The sequence below is a fragment of the Kitasatospora sp. NPDC048296 genome, assembly GCF_043201815.1.
In the GTDB taxonomy this organism is placed as follows: Bacteria; Actinomycetota; Actinomycetes; order Streptomycetales; family Streptomycetaceae; genus Kitasatospora.
Window position 1 is genome coordinate 1 of sequence record NZ_JBICZB010000094.1, and the last position, 17,368, is coordinate 17,368.

The 17,368-nt window shown below is 71.7% G+C and carries 20 protein-coding genes and 3 pseudogenes; 12 read left to right on the plus strand and 11 right to left on the minus strand.

All coding sequences use genetic code 11. From position 1 onward, the window contains the following. From ACGF12_RS34180 to ACGF12_RS34215, 8 genes are all read left to right on the plus strand, one after another. The coding region (locus tag ACGF12_RS34180; RefSeq protein ID WP_393039022.1) for an ATP-binding protein at window positions 1–539 on the plus strand (539 nt) is incomplete at its 5' end. Window positions 540–888: 349 nt separating this feature from the next. Then, window positions 889–1,461 (plus strand): trypsin-like serine peptidase, encoded by a 573-nt coding sequence (locus ACGF12_RS34185; RefSeq protein WP_393039025.1) that lies wholly within the window; start codon window positions 889–891, stop codon window positions 1,459–1,461. Window positions 1,462–1,542: 81 nt separating this feature from the next. Continuing rightward, window positions 1,543–1,866 carry a hypothetical protein gene (locus ACGF12_RS34190; RefSeq protein WP_393039028.1) on the plus strand — a complete coding sequence of 108 codons (324 nt, stop codon included), beginning with the start codon at window positions 1,543–1,545 and terminating at the stop codon, window positions 1,864–1,866. A 73-nt stretch (window positions 1,867–1,939) separates the two neighbouring features. Next, window positions 1,940–3,004: a HEAT repeat domain-containing protein gene (locus ACGF12_RS34195; RefSeq protein WP_393039031.1), complete on the plus strand. Its 1,065-nt coding sequence runs from the start codon at window positions 1,940–1,942 to the stop codon at window positions 3,002–3,004. A gap of 15 nt (window positions 3,005–3,019) precedes the next feature. Continuing rightward, window positions 3,020–3,325 carry a hypothetical protein gene (locus ACGF12_RS34200; protein ID WP_393039034.1) on the plus strand — a complete coding sequence of 102 codons (306 nt, stop codon included), beginning with the start codon at window positions 3,020–3,022 and terminating at the stop codon, window positions 3,323–3,325. Between the two features lie 26 nt (window positions 3,326–3,351). After that, window positions 3,352–3,639 carry a hypothetical protein gene (locus tag ACGF12_RS34205; RefSeq protein WP_393039037.1) on the plus strand — a complete coding sequence of 96 codons (288 nt, stop codon included), beginning with the start codon at window positions 3,352–3,354 and terminating at the stop codon, window positions 3,637–3,639. A 348-nt stretch (window positions 3,640–3,987) separates the two neighbouring features. Continuing rightward, window positions 3,988–4,743: a hypothetical protein gene (locus ACGF12_RS34210; RefSeq protein WP_393039040.1), complete on the plus strand. Its 756-nt coding sequence runs from the start codon at window positions 3,988–3,990 to the stop codon at window positions 4,741–4,743. A 21-nt stretch (window positions 4,744–4,764) separates the two neighbouring features. After that, window positions 4,765–5,151 carry a hypothetical protein gene (locus tag ACGF12_RS34215; protein WP_393039043.1) on the plus strand — a complete coding sequence of 129 codons (387 nt, stop codon included), beginning with the start codon at window positions 4,765–4,767 and terminating at the stop codon, window positions 5,149–5,151. A 269-nt stretch (window positions 5,152–5,420) separates the two neighbouring features. Here ACGF12_RS34215 and ACGF12_RS34220 read toward each other — a convergent pair whose 3' ends face one another. From ACGF12_RS34220 to ACGF12_RS34235, 4 genes and pseudogenes are all read right to left on the minus strand, one after another. Then, the gene (locus ACGF12_RS34220; protein ID WP_393039093.1) at window positions 5,421–5,783 is read right to left on the minus strand and encodes an ATP-binding protein; all 363 of its coding nucleotides are present in this window, start codon (window positions 5,781–5,783) and stop codon (window positions 5,421–5,423) included. 135 nt (window positions 5,784–5,918) lie between these two features. Then, window positions 5,919–6,883: pseudogene (locus ACGF12_RS34225) on the minus strand (PP2C family protein-serine/threonine phosphatase); the annotation flags it as partial. Continuing rightward, window positions 6,847–7,587, minus strand: coding sequence for a PAS domain-containing protein (locus tag ACGF12_RS34230; protein ID WP_393039046.1), 741 nt, complete (start codon window positions 7,585–7,587; stop codon window positions 6,847–6,849). The gene ACGF12_RS34230 and the pseudogene ACGF12_RS34225, both read right to left, overlap by 37 nt. Window positions 7,588–7,862: 275 nt before the next feature. Beyond that, window positions 7,863–8,225, minus strand: a pseudogene (locus ACGF12_RS34235) (cytochrome P450); the annotation flags it as partial. Between ACGF12_RS34235 and ACGF12_RS34240 the strand changes: the two are divergent. Then, a complete protein-coding gene (locus ACGF12_RS34240) occupies window positions 8,139–8,558 on the plus strand; it encodes a phosphotyrosine protein phosphatase (protein ID WP_393039049.1) in 420 nt (139 codons plus the stop codon). The pseudogene ACGF12_RS34235 and the gene ACGF12_RS34240 sit on opposite strands and share 87 nt — an antisense overlap. A 71-nt stretch (window positions 8,559–8,629) precedes the next feature. On the opposite strand, the gene ACGF12_RS34245 is transcribed toward ACGF12_RS34240, so the two are convergent. From ACGF12_RS34245 to ACGF12_RS34255, 3 genes are all read right to left on the minus strand, one after another. Then, complete coding sequence (locus ACGF12_RS34245) at window positions 8,630–9,664, minus strand: hypothetical protein (protein ID WP_393039052.1); 1,035 nt, start codon at window positions 9,662–9,664, stop codon at window positions 8,630–8,632. Between the two features lie 38 nt (window positions 9,665–9,702). Further along, on the minus strand, window positions 9,703–9,894 hold the full coding sequence (locus ACGF12_RS34250) for a hypothetical protein (protein WP_393039054.1): 192 nt from the start codon (window positions 9,892–9,894) through the stop codon (window positions 9,703–9,705). Window positions 9,895–10,057: 163 nt separating this feature from the next. Next, window positions 10,058–10,234 (minus strand): hypothetical protein, encoded by a 177-nt coding sequence (locus tag ACGF12_RS34255; RefSeq protein WP_393039057.1) that lies wholly within the window; start codon window positions 10,232–10,234, stop codon window positions 10,058–10,060. 169 nt (window positions 10,235–10,403) lie between these two features. Here ACGF12_RS34255 and ACGF12_RS34260 point away from each other — a divergent pair. From ACGF12_RS34260 to ACGF12_RS34270, 3 genes and pseudogenes are all read left to right on the plus strand, one after another. Beyond that, window positions 10,404–10,517, plus strand: a pseudogene (locus tag ACGF12_RS34260) (VapC toxin family PIN domain ribonuclease); the annotation flags it as partial. A 213-nt stretch (window positions 10,518–10,730) separates the two neighbouring features. After that, complete coding sequence (locus ACGF12_RS34265) at window positions 10,731–11,633, plus strand: hypothetical protein (protein WP_393039060.1); 903 nt, start codon at window positions 10,731–10,733, stop codon at window positions 11,631–11,633. 8 nt (window positions 11,634–11,641) lie between these two features. Further along, entirely contained in the window at window positions 11,642–12,076 is a 435-nt protein-coding gene (locus ACGF12_RS34270) for a hypothetical protein (RefSeq protein ID WP_393039063.1), read from the plus strand. A 393-nt stretch (window positions 12,077–12,469) separates the two neighbouring features. Here ACGF12_RS34270 and ACGF12_RS34275 read toward each other — a convergent pair whose 3' ends face one another. From ACGF12_RS34275 to ACGF12_RS34290, 4 genes are read right to left on the minus strand one after another with little or no spacing between them, the layout of a single operon-like run. Continuing rightward, window positions 12,470–13,498: a hypothetical protein gene (locus tag ACGF12_RS34275; protein ID WP_393039066.1), complete on the minus strand. Its 1,029-nt coding sequence runs from the start codon at window positions 13,496–13,498 to the stop codon at window positions 12,470–12,472. A gap of 7 nt (window positions 13,499–13,505) precedes the next feature. Next, window positions 13,506–14,723: an FtsX-like permease family protein gene (locus tag ACGF12_RS34280; RefSeq protein ID WP_393039069.1), complete on the minus strand. Its 1,218-nt coding sequence runs from the start codon at window positions 14,721–14,723 to the stop codon at window positions 13,506–13,508. Continuing rightward, entirely contained in the window at window positions 14,720–15,496 is a 777-nt protein-coding gene (locus ACGF12_RS34285) for an ABC transporter ATP-binding protein (RefSeq protein WP_393039072.1), read from the minus strand. The genes ACGF12_RS34280 and ACGF12_RS34285 overlap by 4 nt, the downstream gene beginning before the upstream one ends. Next, the gene (locus tag ACGF12_RS34290) at window positions 15,493–17,226 is read right to left on the minus strand and encodes a hypothetical protein (protein ID WP_393039075.1); all 1,734 of its coding nucleotides are present in this window, start codon (window positions 17,224–17,226) and stop codon (window positions 15,493–15,495) included. Before ACGF12_RS34290 ends, ACGF12_RS34285 begins: the two co-directional genes overlap by 4 nt. Window positions 17,227–17,368 lie beyond the last annotated feature (142 nt).

The following is a 17,368-nucleotide window of genomic DNA, read 5'->3' on the forward strand; positions in this document are numbered from 1 at the left end:
GCCAACCACGCGACGGCCGAACAAGTGAACCTGAAACCCCGCCAACCCCTTCTGACCAGCTGATCAGCACCTCCCGCACACCGGGGGAAGCTCAGGTCGGCCCGTCCGGCACGGGCAAAAGCCACTTCACCGAGGCGCTCGGGCAGGCCGCCGTCGACGCCGGCATGACCGTCGCCTGGTTCACCATCGAAGACCTCGGCGCCCTGGTCCGCCGCCACCGCGTCGACGACTCGGTGTCGAAGGCGATCACCCGGATCACTCGAACCGATCTGATCATCGTCGACGACATCGGGCTCCTGCCCGTCTCGCCCGACGCTGCCGAAGGCTTCTACCGCCTGGTCGATGCCGCCTACGAGCGTCGCAGTCTGGCGGTCAGCAGCAATCTTCATCCGTCGGGATTCGACGAGATCATGCCCAAGACCCTCGCCACCGCGACCGTCGACCGGCTCCTGCACCACGCCCACGTCGTCGTCACCCAGGGCGACAGCCACCGCCTTGCCGAGGCGACCACCGGTCGAGGCGTCGTCCCCCTCGACTGACCCCACCCCGGGGAGATCAACTGTCCACTGGGGACTTTTACTGTCCACCAGCGGGGAGATCAACTTTCCGCCACCGGGGAGATCCCACTGTCCCTTGACACCCATGGATGCCGTGACGGACCAGCCGGAACCATCGGTCAGCGATGACCTCCCCGCAGCGCCGGCCGATGCAGAAGCACCGTCAGGACCACTGGACCGGAGTGCAGCCGATCCGGCCGACCCCACCGGGACGACGGCACCGGCCGCGGGCTCCTCGGCCCCGCGGGCGTCCTGGCCTTCCAGTGGAGTCCCATCAGTCGGTGCCCTGTTCTTCAACATCGGCCCGATCAAGTGGCGTTGCACCGGTACCGTGATCAACACCGGGTCGAAGAACATCGTCGCCACTGCCGGTCACTGCATCTTCAAGTACGTCCCGATGCCCAACGGCGTCTTCGTCCCCGGCTACCACAACGGCCAGGCGCCGTACGGCAAGTGGTCGGTGAAGTCCCGCTACATCTCGACCCAGTGGCGCAACAAGCGCAATCCGGACTACGACTACGGCTTCGTGGTCCTCAAGGACCTGAAGGGCCGCAGGATCCAGGACGTCACCGGCGCGAACGGCTGGCGGACCAACGCGGGGTACAACAACTACGTCGAGATCACCGGCTACCCGGGCAACCGTGACACCCCGCTCCAGTGCATCACCGCCACCCGCCGCCTCCGGAAGTACACCTGGCACGTCGAGTTCCCGTGCGACCGGTTCGCGAACGGGGTCTCGGGCTCGCTGCTGCTGGAGAACTTCGACAACAGCACCAATCGCGGCACCGCCATCGCCTCCCTGGGCGGGGTCGACGACGGCGGCAAGACCGACAACGTCTCGTCCGCCGTCCTGTGGAACAGCAGCACCGCCGCCCTGATCAACGCCGCCGTGCGCGGCCAGTGACGCGGTGACCGACGCAGGATGCTCCGGCGCCCGTGCGATGCCCGTCGGGGCGTCCTGCCAACTCCCTTCAAAGGAGCCCACGTGAACGAGAAGCCCGCAGGGGCCCTGGCATGGCGGCGCTCGGCCGCGCCCGTGGTCGCGACCGCTGTCCTGGTCGTGGCCACGGTGACGTCCTGGTTGCTCTTCCAGCGGGAGCAGCCGTGCTGGGGCAAGGGACCGGGACGAGTCGTGGCAGCATTCGGCGCGACAGGCCTCGGGATCCTCGGTCTGCTGGCGTTGGCGGTGTCCTGGGTCGTGGCCCGCGGGTCCGAGTCCCGGGGCGCCGCGCTGACCGCCGCACTGCTGGCGACGCTGACGGTCCTGTCCGGTCTCGGCATGGTGTTCCTCGGGCAGCCGGCCTGTTGAGAGACCCTTCCATGCCCTACCCAGGGTGCTGCGGTGATCAAGGAGCCGTCGGGAAGGCGAGGAAGTGAGCGGGATGGTGGAACTGGTGGAACAGGCGTTGGCAGCGGCTCGGGTCGCCGAGGAGAACGGTGACTGGGACGAGTACGAGACGATCCTGCGGCAGGCCGCGACTGACGGGGCGGGGGCGCTGAGCTTCGGCCTGGAGCTGGTCGGCTCGGACGACCAGGCTGAGCGCGCAACGGGCTGCGACCTGCTGTACCACGCGAGCGACCAGGACGAGACGGTCCGGGCCGAGGCGGCGGAGGCGCTGACTGCCCTCGCGGAGCGGGAGGCGGACGACGGTGTGCTGTGGTCCCTCGCCCGTGCCGTCGAGCGGACCTACGACCCCCGTGCCGTCCCGGTCCTGGTCGCTCTCGCCGGGCACCCCGACGCCGACGTCCGCCAGCGGGTCGCCGTCTCGTTCGTCGGCGTCCTCACCGGTCTGCCGGACGGGCCGGACGTCTGCGCGCTCATCACGCTGACCCGTGACGAGTGCCCGCAGGTCCGCGATTGGGCGACGTTCACGCTGGGCTTCCAGGCCGAGGTCGACACCCGGGAGGTCCGCTCCGCCCTCTGGGAGCGCACGACGGACGCGGATCCGGACACCCGCGCGGAGGGCATCCGCGGACTGGCTCGCCGCCACGACCCGCGTGCCGTCCCGTTGCTGAGGGATCTGCTGGAGGACCCCGAGGGCGCCGACGTGCTCACCTTCAGCGCGGCGCGGATCCTCGGCAGCTCCGAACTGCTGTCGGCCCTGCGGAACTACGACCCCGACGACACCGGCGTCACCGAGGCCGTGCACGCCTGTGACCCGGTGCACCGGGCCCGGCAGGACGCCCTGGCCTGGGAGCTCGTGTGTGAACTCCACCGGATCCGCCCCGACCTGCGTGCCGGCGTGTCCATGGCGCGCTTCGACGCCGGCCTGTCCATCGGAGTCGACACCGGCTTCGGGCCGTCCGATTACTGCCTTGAGGCGCTGCTCTCGCGTGCGGACGGCGATCCCGTGCACGCCGCCGAACTGGTTGCCGCCGACAGCGACGAGACCCGCCGGCCGACATCCGAGCCGTTGATGAACATGCCCGGCCGCAAGCGCCGGTGAGGAAGGAGACAGCCCGTGGAGGACCCGCAGGTCTACCTGCTCTGGCACGCCCGTCATCTGGTGGTCGAGGACGACGGCAGCATCATCCACACCGATCCGGACGGCAGCCTGCACCTGGACGAGGAGGAGTGGCGCCTGCTCGGCGTCTTCCGCGACGAGGCCACGGCCGCCGCCCACCTGGCCGCCGCCCGCGAGCTGCCCGGCTTTCGCGACGAGCCCGACTGCTTCCAGATCTCCCCGATGCTGCCCGACGAGGACCAGTGGACGGACGGCTACTTCACCGTCATCCACGGACGTCACGGAAACGGAGAGCACATATGACCCGGCACCAGGAAGGACGGATCCTCATGCCAAGAACCCTCTACCTCCTCCTGCACCACCACCATCTCCCCACCGCCGAGGACCCCGCCGTGCCCGACCTCTTCGAGGACGGCGAGCCGCTGGTGTGGGACGACAACGAGGACTGCGTCAAGGTCCTCGGCCTCTACACCACCCTCGCCCTCGCCGAGGCCCGGATCGAGCGCGCCCGCGAGCTACCCGGCTTCCGGGAGACACCCGACGGCTTCATCGTCCACCCGTACGTCCTGGACCAGCCCCGCTGGCTCCACGGCTTCCAACTACCGCCCGGCTCCTGACGGGCTGAGCCCGGAAGCGATCCGGCCCTTCAGAGCTCGCACGCGCACCGAGCCGATCGCCACCCGCGCCCACTCCAGCTCGCCGCCGGCCCCAGCTTGGCTGTGCGCGAGGGGAAGCCGCCTCATGAAAACCTCATCTTCCTCCCGGCAGGCTGACGCTGCATCAGCGAACCGTGAGGGAGTCCCGGCTCTGTCCGGTCGCGCTGGTGTCACTCGTGGTCGGCCGCAGCACCGCCCGCCTCGCTCAGGGGCGGTCCGCAGGATCAGGTGTGCGGCCTGTGACCTTCACTCGGAGGGAATCCCGTGTCATCTCGCATCAGTTCCAGGAGCGCCGCTCTGCTGGTCAGCGTGGCAACCGCAAGTGCCCTTGTCATCGCAGGCGCAGCACCAGCCGGCGCGGCGGACGTATCCAGCCCGGCCAACGGCGCCTGGTCCCTCAGCGCAGCGTCCGTTCCGGACCCGGCTGACGGTGGCCTGCCTGAGGTAACCGTTCCCGGCGACATCAACGGCGGCGGGTTCCTCAACGCGGAGACCGTTCCGGATCCGGCTGACGGCAGCGCACCCGACGCGGACGTGGCCCCCGACGCCCCCGTGACGCCCGACGACGTCACACCCGACGCACCCGACGTACCCGACGCACCGGGCTCTGCGTCGATACCGGACCCGTCCGACCCGGTCGCGGCCGCCGCCGCGGCCAAGGCGGCCGTGGTGCACGCGCGGACCCAGGCCAACACGATGTGCACCGGCACCTGGACACACCCCGTCTCCACGGTGCAGTTCCAGCGCGCCCGGGGCGGGACGCTGGCATGGAGCTTCAAGCTCTCCGGCGCCGCCAAGTCCGCGCTCGGCCCGGTCGTCACCGTCACGATGCCGTACTCGTACGTCAACGGCAGGGCCATCAATCCGCCCTACGGCCCGCACACCCAGCCCAACTGGTACAACTACCACGGCAGTCTGAACGGCTTCCAGTTCATCGGCGGTGGCGGCGGCACCATCCGGACCGGCAACAAGGTCACGTTCTACTGGTACCTGAAGGGATCGAAGCCCAACACCGCGGCCGACCGCTACATCACCTGCCAGGTCCCGACGCCCGGCAGCGCCTGACACACCGGGGAGACAGAGACCATGAGCAACAGAGGGAAGGCGGTACAGCGGATCTCCGTCCTGTCCGGCCGCCACGAGCTGACGGTCCACGCGCTGTCGAGGTCGGCGGAGTCCTTCACCGTGAGCTACTCGATCGAACCGCCGCTGCCCGACGATCTGAGCTCTGTCTCCCCGCCCGCTGCCCCGGTATTCCTGTGGCTGGAGGCCGTCGACGACCTCGGCAACCACTACAGCGACTTCGGCGGCGCCCGAGGCCTCAGCCCGGACGGTAGCCGGACCGCCGGCAGCATCTCGGGGCAGCCCGGTCTGCCACCGGAGGCCGGATCGCTGACCGTGCGCCTCATGTTCATGACCGGCTCCGACGAATTCGGGTACGACCTGACGGTCCCGGTGCCGGCGGCAGGCTGAGGCGTGCGGATGCGGGCGCCTCCGAGACCGCGCTCGTGTCCGCCCATGTCGCGTGGAGGTTTCTGAACGTCCGCCGGCGCGCGACCGTCGCGGGTGCCCGAAGGGCCGGGCGCGAACTCCTGTAGCTGGCAGAGGAACTGCAGACCGGTCGGGTGGCTGGCCCGGCCGTGACCGGCAGTCACTGATTTCCTGCGGGCCCGGCGATCTGGCAGGGTCCGCAGGGGGGCCGATGCACCGGTTCCGCACCGGTCACAGTCGGGGGAGTGTGGTCAGAGCGGCTCCACCGCCGCCATGAGTGCCTCCCCCAGGGAGCTCAACTCGGCGGGCCGGATGGCCTGTTCGGCCCAGATGGTCTTGTCGGTCGGACCGTAACGGGTGCCCCAGGCGTCCACCAGCTGGGCGATCATGAACAGTCCGCGGCCGCCCTCGTCGGTGTCCCGGGCCAGCCGCAGGTGTGGCGAGGTGCTGGACCCGTCGGAGACCTCGCAGGTCAGCGCACGGTCACGGATGAGGCGTAGCTGGATCGGGCTGCGACCGTAGCGGATCGCGTTGGTGACCAGTTCGCTGACGACCAGCTCGGTGACCAGGCCGAGGTCCGTGAGGTCCCACTCCCGGAGTTGGCGGTTGGCCATGGCACGGGCCTGTGATACGACGGCCGGATCGGAGGGCAGGTCCCAGGTGGCGACGTCGTCGGCGGTCAGGACCCGGGTGCGGGCCAGGAGCAGCACGGCGTCGTCGTCCGGGACGCTCTCCCCGAGGGTGGCGTCCACAGCGGCACGGGCCAGCTCTTCGAGGTCGTCGGCGGCCCCGGCGAGGGACGATCGCAGCCGGTCGAGGCCTGCGTCGAGGTCGAGGGGCCGTTGCTGGACGAGGCCGTTGGTGAACAGCGCCAGGATGCTGCCGGCCTCCAGGTCGATGTCGGCGGTCTCGAACGGTAGGCCTCCGAGGCCCAGCGGGGGCCGGTCGGGATGTCGGCGAAGATGGGGGGCCGTGCGGGCCGCGCGACGGCGGGCGGCAGGTGCCCGGCGCTGGCCACCTGGCAGCGCCCCGTCACCGGGTCGTAGATCGCGAACAGGCAGGTGGCGCCGATCGCCGCCAGGGGTTCGCCCGGATCGTGCTCACGTTTGGCCGTTCCCGGGACGGCCTTGGCCGTTCCCGAGACGGTGTCGTCCAGGTGTGCGAGCACCTCGTCCGGGGACAGCCCCATACCCGCCAGGGTGCGCACTGCGGTGCGCAGGCGGCCGGCGCGGGCGACGGCGTCGATGCCGCGGCCTGGCACGTCGCCGACGACCAGGGCGGTGCGGGCGCCGGGCAGGGCTATGACGTCGAACCAGTCGCCGCCGGCCCCCGTGCGGGCGCGCAGGTAGCGGTGGGCGGTCGCCAGGGAACCGCGTGCTGGCGCGGGTTCCTGCAGCACACTGTCCTGGAGAGCCAGGGCCGCGCGGCGCTCCTGGGTGTAGCGGCGGGCATTGTCCACGCACACGGCCGCCCGCGCCGCCAGGTCCTGGGCGAGCTTGAGGTCGTCGTCCTCGAAGGGGCCCGAGGAGCGCCAGCGGTAGAAGTGGACCAGGCCCAGGGTGACGTCCCGCGCCTTCAGCGGAACGATGACGACCGAGTGGACACCGCTCTCGGCGATCCTCTCCGCCCGCGCCGCATCGTGGGCCGGCCAGCCGAGCGCGCCGGCCGGGCCCTTGATCAGCAAGGCCTCCCCCGACGCCAGGCAGCGGGCCAGCGGGCCAGCGGGGTGGCGGGGTGGAAGGCCACGGCTGCGCCGACCGGGTGGAGCGACTCCGGGGCGTGCGGGGTCACCGACCGTGCCGCCGCCCGGCGCAGCGCGGGGGCACCTCCCGCGGGCCTGGGTTCCTCGCCACGCTCGACGCCCTCGAGCAGGTCGACGGCGACGAAGTCCGCCAGCTGCGGGACGGCGACCTCGGCGAACTCCTCAGCGGTCCGCAGCACGTCCAGGGTCGAGCCGATCCGTTCACCGGCCTCCTTCAGCAGGGTCAGCCGCTCCCGGGCACGGGTGCGCGAGGTCTTGTCGACGAGGATGGAGCCGACCCCGATCACCTCTCCGCCCGCGCCGGTCATGCGGAAGGTGGTGCCGGACCACACCCGGTCGCCACCGGCGTCGGCCGGCGTGGGGATCCGGTGCTCGGTACGGCGCGGTTTGCCGTCGGCCAGCACGGACCGCAGACGTTCCTCGACCACCTCGCCGTCCGACCCGGGGTAGACCTCGCGGACATGGCGTCCCAGCAGCCGGCTGATCGGGACGCCGCTGACCCGCTCCACGGCCGCACTGACCCGCACCAGCCGCAGGCGCGTCTCGTACACCACCAGACCGATGGGTGCCTGCTCGAACAGGCACGCCAGCAGCTCCTCGTCCGTCTGGGAGGGAACGTCGGCGCCGGCGCTTCCTTCCGATGGCGGGATCTCCATACGCACGCCTCACGAGTACCGAAGGGCTGATCGCGAAGGACACAAGGCCTCACACGGAGCAGGCCGCAGTCGCCCCGCCTCCATGATGCCCACGACATCGCCGGTCCTGCCCGGCGGCAGCGCCCGGCGGGCGGCAGGGCCGGTGCCCCGGACAGAGCGCTGCGCTGCGTGTCCTGTCCACCGACGTTAGGCCAGGGGCGGGGAGCGGCGGTGGCGGTCATTCGCAGTCCGGTGGGCTGCAGGGTGGCAGACAGTCGGGTCTCGCCGATCTTGGTGCCGGGTGCGTGGCGAAGGCTCCAGCGGGTGACCAGCGCGGCGGCGACCTCGCGCATCTTGGTCCAGGCGAAGGTGTCGCCAAGGCACTCGCGGTTCCCGTCCCCGAACGGGATGAAGACGGACCGGTTCCGGGCGGCCTGGCGGTCGGGAAGCCAGCGGTCGGGGCCGAAGACGGTGGTGTTGTCGGATACCTGTGGGTCGCGGTGCAGGGCCGAGCGGCTGAACAGGGGCACGGCGCCGGCGGGCAGCAGTATGCGGCCGCCCTGCGCCCGCCTGTGAGCACTTCCACCGTCCCGTCCGTGCTGTTCGGCCGCGTCCACGACGCCGACCGCTCCCAGATGGCCGCCGCCTTCCTTGCTCACCTCGGCTGGGACCGGGTGCTGGTCCGCTCGGGCGGGTCCGCCCCCGCCGACACCGTGAACCCGGCGGTGGTCGAGGCCCTGGCCGAGGTCGGGATCGACATCTCCGCCGAGGTTCCGAAGGCGCTCACCGCCGAGGCGGTGCAGGTGTCCGATGTGGTGATCACCATGGGCTGCGGCGACGCCTGCCAGTACTTCCTTGGCAAGCGCTACTTGGACTGGCAGCTGGCCGACCCGGCCGGCCAGGGCGTGCACGCCGTCCGCCCGATCCGCGTTGAGGTCGAGCAGCTGGTGTGCGGCCTGCTCGTCGAGCTCGCCGTCCGGCGCGCCGCCTGACGGTGCGCCGGCTGCAGGCGGGATGCGACCGCCCCGCGAGGCGGACGCGGCTGTCGATGCCGGGCGTCGCCTCAGTTCAGGGGCTCGGCGTGCCCTTTCGGGCCCAGCGCGGTGACGGTGTGGCGGAAGACCGTGCGCCGGCCTTCGGTCGCTTCGGCTCGTACGAGGACACCTGTGGTCGGGTCCACCGTGAAGTGGCACGTCAGGGTGGAGTCCGGGGCCCAGGCGCTGAGTGGGAAGCTGCGCAGGGGTCGGACGGTGGCCTTGATGGAGGTCGGTGACGTGGCCGTGACGTGTGCCAGGTGGGAGACGATCCGGGCCGGGGTGAGGAGTTCGGCCAGGCGGGCGGCCACCGGGCTGGTCCGGTCCGGTTCGTAGTCGCCCGTCAACGCCAGGGATCCCCGGTCGGACGAGACCGTCCACGAGCGGGACGAGGGCACGGGTGCGAAGGAGAGGTCGTCGTGCGGGTCGGCCTCGATGCGCACCTCCGCCGTCAGTCGGGCGGGTTCCAGCAGGGTTGCGGCCATGCGGGCCAGGACCGTGCCCGCATGGCCCGGGGGACGCGCGTCGGCGACGTTCAGGTCGCCGACCTGGGCCGTCATCAGGAGGCCGTGCTCGTCGTGGAGCGCGGCGAACCGGAGGAAGCCGGTGTCCGGGTCGAGCCGGATGATCAGGCTCCGCGCGCCCGGCGACAGCCAGCGGTCGGTCGGGTCGGCGAACAACGGGTGTGGGGTGAGGCCGAGTTCGACCCACGGTCCGGTTCGACGGGCCCCGGTCACCGCCCCGATGCCCCGGATCAGGCGTGCCGGGTCGAGCAGCGCGGCCCACGGCTCGTCGCTGTCCTCCTCCCGGAGGCGGAGGGGGGAGATGCCGTCGAGGTGGAAGCTTCGCCGTCCCGCCTGCGGTGGGTGTGCCGGATCGCCCACCTCGTGGGCGCCGTAGCGGCCGCCGAGGTTCGCCCCGGCGTCGCGTGCCGCGCATGCGATGTCGATCACGGCATCCACGCGTGCGTCCTCGGCGGCCGTGACCGCGATCCGGGACAGTGCCCAGGCGGCGAGCCAGTCAGGGCCCGTCGGTGGGCCGGTTAGCCGAGTGGAAGCTGCCATGAGGCCCAAGTCTCCTCAGTGCCGGGACGGTTCGGTGCTCACTGTACGTACAGTACGCGGTACGGATGGCTGGTCGGCGGGGTGCCCACGACCTCGATCGTGGGGGAGCCGTTCCCGTTGTCGGTGATCCGGCAGCCCGGGTCGGTGATTCCGGGGCCGCAGGCCAGGACCTTCTGTCGCCGGGTGTCCTCGTCCGGTATGCCGGACTCGTCGATCGTGCTGTGCAGCATGAAGGAGGCGTACGAGGGGGCCGAGGGGGCCGTGACCGTGACCCTGACGGGTTGCCCGGCGCCGGCCCATGGGTCCTCGCCGGCCTGCCGGGTGGGCCGGACATTCGCGGGCTCATCACACTGACCCGCGACGAGTGCCTGAAGGTCCGCGCCCGGGCGACGTTCACGCCGGACCGCGCTCCTCGTCGACGTGACCCGAAGGCGAGGGCCTGGCCGCCTCCTCCGGCCGGTAGCCAACCGTGTCGCGGGCGGTGAGGAACAGCTGCGGCACCGTCCGCCCGTCACGCCGCATGCCCTGCACGCACGCGGCGGCACTGCGACCGGACGTGCGGTCGGTCATCGGTGGCATCGTTCCCCCGTCGTCGGCAACAGCGACGAGGGCTCTCCTGCGGGGGAACCGAAGAGCGCCTCGTGACGTCCGACAGCTTCGCCGGACCAACGTGAGGATTCGATGAGGACCCGGCGGTACAGCTCCGCCGCCCTGCAGCTCGTCGGGGTCGCGCCGCACGGCCACTGTCAAGCTCCAGGGGCTCACCCTGCTCCATCGCGATCACGACTTCGACTGCATCGCCGCCGCCACCGGCCAGGGTGCGCAGCGGTCCGGCCCTGCCGCGGGGAAGTAGCGCCACCCGCGCCCCCTCTTCATGGGTGTTCAGCATGAGGGGAGAGGTGGAATGGCATCGTCCCGGCGTTCGCGGTTGCCGGCTTCTACCGGGAGTCGACCGGTTGCCACTGCGGGGCGTTCGTGAGCCAGCAGTGGAGGGTCGACCTCATCGAATTCTCATTCTCTCGCAGGAATGCTGAGTGCTCGTCAGGGTCGGTGTGCGGAAGGGGAAGTGGATCGGGCGCCGATGGTCAGTGGGCCTTCGGGATCGGTCGACGCCGGTGTTGCCGTGTACGCGAGCCTTACGTCATCCCGCGCTCATCACCCCTCAGTCATCCCCCTGCTGCTGGTCCTTCTGCTTCCTTTGCCGATACCGAAAGGGCTTCGCGTGACCGGAAAGCGCATCACCGCCGTCGCGGCCATCACCTTGACCATGGCGGCGATATCGTCCATACCTGCCCACGCCGACGCGTCCCCGGGCGAGCAGACGATCATCGTCAGCTCGACAGCGGACCCCACGGTGACCCTGGTGGTCACCCTCGATCCGGACGCGAACGGCGGCGCGGTCCCCGACGATGAAGTAACTGCCATCACGGCGGTCCTGCGCGCCTCGCTCGACGCCCAGGGCGCCCCGGACGCTCTGACGCCAGAGGCGGCGTCCGTGTTGGAGGCGGACGTCGTGTCCCCGGACGAGAGCACCCCCGAAGAATCAGGAGCCGCTGTCGCGATGGCTCCTACGCGGCAGGACCCGGGCGGCGGCAGCGCCGGACGCGGAGCCCTCAAGTGTTACGACAACCGCAGCTGGACGGATGCCCGGGGCACCTTCCACGCCCGCCACAACTGCGCCTTCAACAACATCAACTGGGGGTACACCATCGCCCCCTCCATGCAGGCCGTCATCGCCGGACCCGTCCGCGAGACCGGCCTTCGGTGGTGGAAGAATGGCAAGTCGCAACCCGCGAACAGCCCGCACACCGTCGGCAAGAGCTACTTCTTCCACGGAACCATCGGCAAGGTCGGCTCGTGGGACTCGATCGACTACCAGGACTACATGACGTTCCCCGTCAACGTCAGCGGCCGCCCCGGCAAGGGAACGATCACCATCGCCGGCGGCTTGGTGCCGCTTCGCGGATAATCGCCTCCATGGGGCCTCTGCACCTGGTGGCCGGTCAAGCCGAGGCGATCTTGAACAGCCTCGGCCTGACCGGCCAGTGCCAGATCGACGTCGTGACCGTACCGACCGGGCACGCCGCTCCGCCATCTCCCCCGACCGGGGCCTACCATTCCAGCCTCTCCTTCGGGCAGCCGGACGAGCCGCCGCCGGACCCCGGTGTGTACGTCGTTGCCAGACTCGGCGATGACTGGACCCGGATCCAGCTGACGCCCGACATGCAACCCGTCGACGCCCTGGTCCACCTGGCCGACGGGCTCCAGGACTGGGTGATCGAGCTGACCCACGGCGCCGCCCGCCCCCGGTGCCCCGGGCACGCGCATCCCATGCGCGCGAGCGTGGTCAACGGCGGCGCCGCGTGGACCTGCCTGACCCAGCCGAATCACGCGATCTCCTCGATCGCCTGACTGCGCCCGCCCGCCTGGCCGGCCTGCCCGCCGCTGTCCGATCAAGAGCGTTGACGGCCGGGAATGCGGTCCGGGGGGCTCGTTGAGGAGTGCCGCACTGAGGGCGGGTATCAAGTCGCGCTCGAAGTGCGGTGAGGACGATTCCCTGGGCCGGCCGCGTGCCCACCCGAGAGGCCGCAGGTACTCCACCCGCACGGGCGGAGTACCTGCGGGCGCAAACCTCGGCCATTGGCCCAACTCGTCCTGATAGTAGACAGGTTGACGGAATCTTCCCGACCGAACCACCCGCCGCCAATGACCAATCGCTTGTCATCCGGCGCGACCGCCTCGGCGGCCTCATCCACGAATTCGCCAAGGTCGCACAGGGTGACGGGGTTTTGCCACGCACACCCGTCAGCCGGCGTCGAGAATCCGGCCGGGCAGGGTGATGGCGACGGCCTTGGGTGCGTCCCCGGTGACAGCCGAGGCGTCACCCGATGTCAGCACCCAGCCTCGGGAACTGGGCCGGAGTCCGTCCACCGCGCCCATCCCGTCGATGCGGGTGCGCTTGAGCTCGCGCCCGTCCTTGCGGTCGAGTTGGACCAGCTCGACGTGGTCGGGCAGCACCACCGCGGCGGTCACCACGGAGGAGTCGGCCGCCACCCGGTCGATCCGGCCGAGGCTGCTGGTCACCACATCGGTTCCGTCCCGGTGCGCCAGGCTGAGCGTCGGCGTTCCCGGGGTCATGCCGTTCGCCGGCCCGGCGGCGAGGACCGGGGTACCGTCCGCACAGGTCAGCGACTGTGCGCTGAAGCCGCCCAGGGGAGACAGGGTGTGGGCCGTGCCGCCGTTCAGCGGGATGAGGGCGACCCGGGAGCGGTCGCCGGTGGTCTCGGCCGAGCACAGGCCGCCGGTGCCGCCCGCCGCCAGCTTGGCGTCGAACGGGAGGGTCGCCGTGCGCTGGACCGTCCAGCCCGCCGGGTCATAGACCAGGGCGTCGGCCTTTCCGGCGCCGGAGACGCTGCTGCCGACAGCGGCGACCTGCCCGCCCGACGGGATCAGCACGCGGCCGTTCTCGACCGTGCCGATGCGGTCGAGGGCATGGTCCTTGGTGTTGACCTCGTACAGGGTGCTGGGCCGGCCGGACTTGGCGGGCACGGTGACCATCCAGCGCTTGTCCGCGAGCTGGGTGATCCGCGGGCTCACCACGGTGTCGTCGTCATCACGGGTGGGGACGGCGGCGAGCGACTCGGCCTTCCCGAGCGCCGGGTCGATGCCCACGACCGTGGTCAGCCCGCCCACTTTCGCGAGGACGAAGACCTCGGAGCCGGCCCAGTCGTCGCCGAGGTCGACACCGGACGGACCGCCGCAGGCGGCCAACGGCGCGGTGAGGGCCGCAGCGGCGAGCAGTCGGATACCGCGAGGGGGACGAGGGATGCGCATGGGGTGTTCACCATTCCTTGATCGCGTCGCTGGGTGCCATCCGGGCGGCCCGCCGTGCGGGCGCCCATGCGCCCAGCAGTGCGACGCACACGGTCAGCAGGAGGAGCCCGGCGAGTACGCCGGCCGAGGGTAGCGGGAGGCCCGAGGGCAGATAGGGCGCGAGGCCGGGTCGCCCGCGCAGAGCGGCCGCTGCCGCTGCCGCGCCCGCCGTTCCGAGCGCGGCGCCGGCGGCCGCACCGACCGTCGAGACAGCGCCGGCCTCGCAGATCAGCACCGTGAGGATGGTCCGGTTCTTGAAACCGACGGCCTTGAGGATGCCGACCTCGCGGACGCGCTGGCGGGAGAGCGCCCCGGTGACCACCAGGGTTCCCAGGAGTGCGACCAGGCCGAGCACGACCAGCAGCACCTGGCCGGCGGTGCGGATCAGCGACAGCACTCCGGGCAGTGCGGTCAGCTCCTGCTGAAGCGAGGACGCGCCGTATCCGGCGGCCTGGATCGACTGCAGCACGGCGGGGACATGCTGTGCGGTGTCGGTCACCACGGTGATGCGGTCGTAGCCGACAGTGCTGGTGAACGTGGGTTCGGGCACCCCGGCCTTGGCCGCGCTCCAGCGCAGGACTGTGGCGTCGTCGGCGTACGCCGCGTCAGGACCGTCCAGCTGCCAGCCGGGATCGAAGACACCGACCACGCGCACCTCGGCCTCCGCCCCGACGCCCTGCCCGTCGGCGGTGCCGCGGGTGGTCTCGACGGTGATGCGGCTGTCCAGTAGCGGCGCCAGGTCGCTGCCCTGTGCACGGTTCGGGAGCACGATCTCACCACTGTGCAGCGGAAAGAGATCCGGTCGGACGGACTTGACCACCGGCGGCAGCAGGGACGGGCGCACGGTGGTGGCGTAGAGCAGCACGCCCGGGACGCGGTCGTCCTTGTAGCCGAAGGAGACCTGTGCCCTGGGCTCGACGGAGGCTGCGTGCGGGAGGGCCGACAGCTCGCGCAGCGCGGCGTCCCCGAGGAGCTTGGCGTCTGTACGGTCGGCCGGCCGGTCCACAGTGATGCTCCGGTTGGCGGTGCCCTCCTGGACATGGCTCCGGGCGGCCTCCTCGGCCCGGCCGGAGACGGCGAAGGCCGTCACGCACACCGCGACGGACACCGTCAGCAGTGTGGCGAGGCCCACGAACCGCCGCCACAGGGACCGGACGTTGGCGAGCGCCAGGGCATACGGGTTCATCGGGATCCCCCCGACTGCGCGGTGCCGGCATCCCCGGAAGTACCGGTGACCGCGCCGTCCTCGGTGGTGTCGGTGGCTGCGCGGGCCTCGGTGGGGCCCGGGGCGGACAGCTCCCCGTCGGTCATCCGCAGCACGGTGTCCGCCGCCGCGGCCACCGCGTCGCTGTGGGTGACGAGCAGGACCGCCCGCCCCTCGTCGGCCATTTCGCGGAAGAGCGTGAGCATGCGCCGTTCGTTGGCGGCGTCGAGATTGCCGGTCGGTTCGTCGGCGAGGACGGTACCCGGATCGTTGATCAGGGCGCGGGCCAGGGCGACGCGTTGCTGCTCGCCGGCCGACAGTTCACCCGGCCGGTGCGCGGAGCGGTCGGCGAGGCCGACCCGGTCCATCAGCTGCGCCGCCTTGGAGACGGCGGTGCGCGAGTCGCTGGCGGCGGGCAGCGCGACATTGCGAAGGGCGCTGTGTTGGGGGAGCAGGTTGAAGGACTGGAAGACGAATCCGAGGGAGGAGCGGCGCAGTTCGGCGCGCTCGTTGTCCTTGAGGGACCAGGCGTCCCGCCCGCTGACGGTGACCGTGCCGCCGTCCGGCGGGGTGAGCAGGCCGATGATCTGCAGCAGCGTCGTCTTGCCGGATCCGGAGCGGCCGACCAGGGCGGTGATCCTGCCCGGCCGCAGGTCCATGTCTACGCCTCGCAGGATGTCGATCCGCCGGCCGCGCAGGGTGAAGGACTTTTGCAGATCCCGTGCGACCAGCGGCAGTTGGGAGGCGTCACTCATGATTGCCTGCTTTCGGGGCGGTCGGAGCCGATGCTCGGCGATCCGGCATGGACGGGGACACTGCCGCCGGTGCGCAGTTGCAGCTGCCACACGGCCCAGGTGGCCTTGAGGTCGCAGCCGGCCTCCGTTGCGTCGGTCCGGTAGAGGTCCGGCAGTCCGGGGCAGCCGCGGCGCTGGTCGAGCCCGCGTGCCATCGCCTCGGTCAGCCGGCCGTCGGCCTGGCCGCCGGCGAGCAGGTAGGCGCGCACGACCGTCGCGTAGGCCGTGACGGAGGGCAGGCGTTCGGGGTTGAGCGCCCAGTCCCGCAGTGCGTCCGCCGAGATCCAGGCCGGGCCCCCGGCTGCCGTGCGGCTGTCGACCAGCCCGGTCAGCAAGGTCGCGGCGGCGGTCACGTGCGCGGGATCGTCCAGGGGCCAGGGGGTGGCCGAGGGCAACGGCACGTGGACGTCGAGTTCGGCGCAGGCGAGTGCGGCGCGCGCCCACGCCTCGCTCTCCTCGGGTACGACGGCGGCCGGTACCACGTCAGGCTGGTGGCACAGCTCCTGCTCGCCCGCGTCGGCCGGCCGGCCCTCGGCGAGGTGCAGCGCGTCGGCGGTGGACAGGCGGGCGTGTGGGTCGTCGGAGACCTCCGGTTGGTCGGCCACCCGGTGCAGTGCGGCCGCCAACTCGGGGTCCCGGGTGGGCTCGCCGGCCAGGACGCGCAGGCGCAGACCGTACAGGGCGGCCTCCGGGTTGCCGGCGTAGGCGCCGGGATCGCGTACCGTGCCGTCGGCCAGCAGGTTGTCGACGATCCGGGCCCGTACGGCGGCGAAGGCGCTCGCTGGAACGCGGGCCGCCTGTGCGACCGCGACCGCGTAGGAGAGATCCCGGTAGTCCAGGGAGTTGGAGTTGTGCTCCAGGATGTGGGTCCAGGTGGTGGCGTCCAGGCCCGAGGGCGAGCCGGGCGGGCGGGGGATCGCGGCGTATCCGTAGGCGTCGAGCAGCGCCTGGTACCGGTCGTCGCCGGACAGTTTGCTGATGTCCTGGACAGGGGGTCGCAGCGCCGTGAGGCCGTCGGGCACCGGTTCGTCGAGCAGGCGGAAGGCCTGGGCCAGTGACCCGGCCTCGCGCAGGCTCGGCCGGTCGGCGGCCTCGGTGGCCAGCCAGCCTGTGGTCGCGGCGCGGTCGGCCGGTGTGAGGCCGCCGGCGGCACGGAGCACGTCCAGGGCCGCGGCGGTGGCCTCGGCCCGGTATTCGCGGCTGTCGGGCTGTTCGGCCCCGGGCTCGCCGAACCAGCCGCCCGGGGTCCGCATGCCCCGCACCGCCTCGGCGTCGGCTGCCGTGAGCAGTTCCGGCGCACCGGCCCGGGCGAACCCGGCCAGCCACGTCCGTCCCCACAGCGGGGAGGCTGCCAGGGACTCGTCGCGGAAGAAGGAGGCGGTCTTGGGTGCCAACGCGAGCTGCGGCGTCTCGCCGAGCAGGGAGCGGATCCGCAGGGCGTAGGCGTTGTCCTCCGGACCTGCCGGCTCCTCACGCAGGAACGGCGGGTAGTACAGGCCGTTCTGACTGCTGATCAGGAGAGCGAGTTCGCGGGTGACCGGCGGCGCGGAAGGACCGGCCTGCGGGGACGAGTCGCAGGCGACGGCCGCGAGGCACACGGCGAGCGCCGTGACCGCCCGGACGGCGAGCCGGTTACGGGCCACGTCGGGGCGGGGGTGATGGCGGGCGGAGGGTCTACTGCGGTGCGGCATGGCGGATCTGCTGGCTCCAGGAAAGAGTCGGAGTGAGCCCAGGCGGGGGGGGGGGCGGCCGCCCCGCCGGGGGGCGGCCGGGGGGAACCGCCCGCCGTCGCGCCCCAAGGCCCCCCCCGTGTTGTGGGGGGGAACCCGCCCG

Excerpts from the sequence above, each read along its gene's own strand:
- ACGF12_RS34220 (WP_393039093.1), bottom strand. The coding sequence starts at position 5,783 with ATGGCCAACCGCCAACTCCGGGAGTGGGACCTCACGGACCTCGGCCTG.
- ACGF12_RS34195 (WP_393039031.1), top strand. The coding sequence starts at position 1,940 with ATGGTGGAACTGGTGGAACAGGCGTTGGCAGCGGCTCGGGTCGCCGAG.
- ACGF12_RS34215 (WP_393039043.1), top strand. The coding sequence starts at position 4,765 with ATGAGCAACAGAGGGAAGGCGGTACAGCGGATCTCCGTCCTGTCCGGC.
- ACGF12_RS34290 (WP_393039075.1), bottom strand. The coding sequence starts at position 17,226 with ATGCCGCACCGCAGTAGACCCTCCGCCCGCCATCACCCCCGCCCCGAC.
- ACGF12_RS34245 (WP_393039052.1), bottom strand. The coding sequence starts at position 9,664 with ATGGCAGCTTCCACTCGGCTAACCGGCCCACCGACGGGCCCTGACTGG.
- ACGF12_RS34270 (WP_393039063.1), top strand. The coding sequence starts at position 11,642 with ATGGGGCCTCTGCACCTGGTGGCCGGTCAAGCCGAGGCGATCTTGAAC.
- ACGF12_RS34255 (WP_393039057.1), bottom strand. The coding sequence starts at position 10,234 with ATGACCGACCGCACGTCCGGTCGCAGTGCCGCCGCGTGCGTGCAGGGC.
- ACGF12_RS34275 (WP_393039066.1), bottom strand. The coding sequence starts at position 13,498 with ATGCGCATCCCTCGTCCCCCTCGCGGTATCCGACTGCTCGCCGCTGCG.
- ACGF12_RS34250 (WP_393039054.1), bottom strand. The coding sequence starts at position 9,894 with ATGCTGCACAGCACGATCGACGAGTCCGGCATACCGGACGAGGACACC.
- ACGF12_RS34280 (WP_393039069.1), bottom strand. The coding sequence starts at position 14,723 with ATGAACCCGTATGCCCTGGCGCTCGCCAACGTCCGGTCCCTGTGGCGG.
- ACGF12_RS34230 (WP_393039046.1), bottom strand. The coding sequence starts at position 7,587 with ATGGAGATCCCGCCATCGGAAGGAAGCGCCGGCGCCGACGTTCCCTCC.
- ACGF12_RS34285 (WP_393039072.1), bottom strand. The coding sequence starts at position 15,496 with ATGAGTGACGCCTCCCAACTGCCGCTGGTCGCACGGGATCTGCAAAAG.
- ACGF12_RS34205 (WP_393039037.1), top strand. The coding sequence starts at position 3,352 with ATGCCAAGAACCCTCTACCTCCTCCTGCACCACCACCATCTCCCCACC.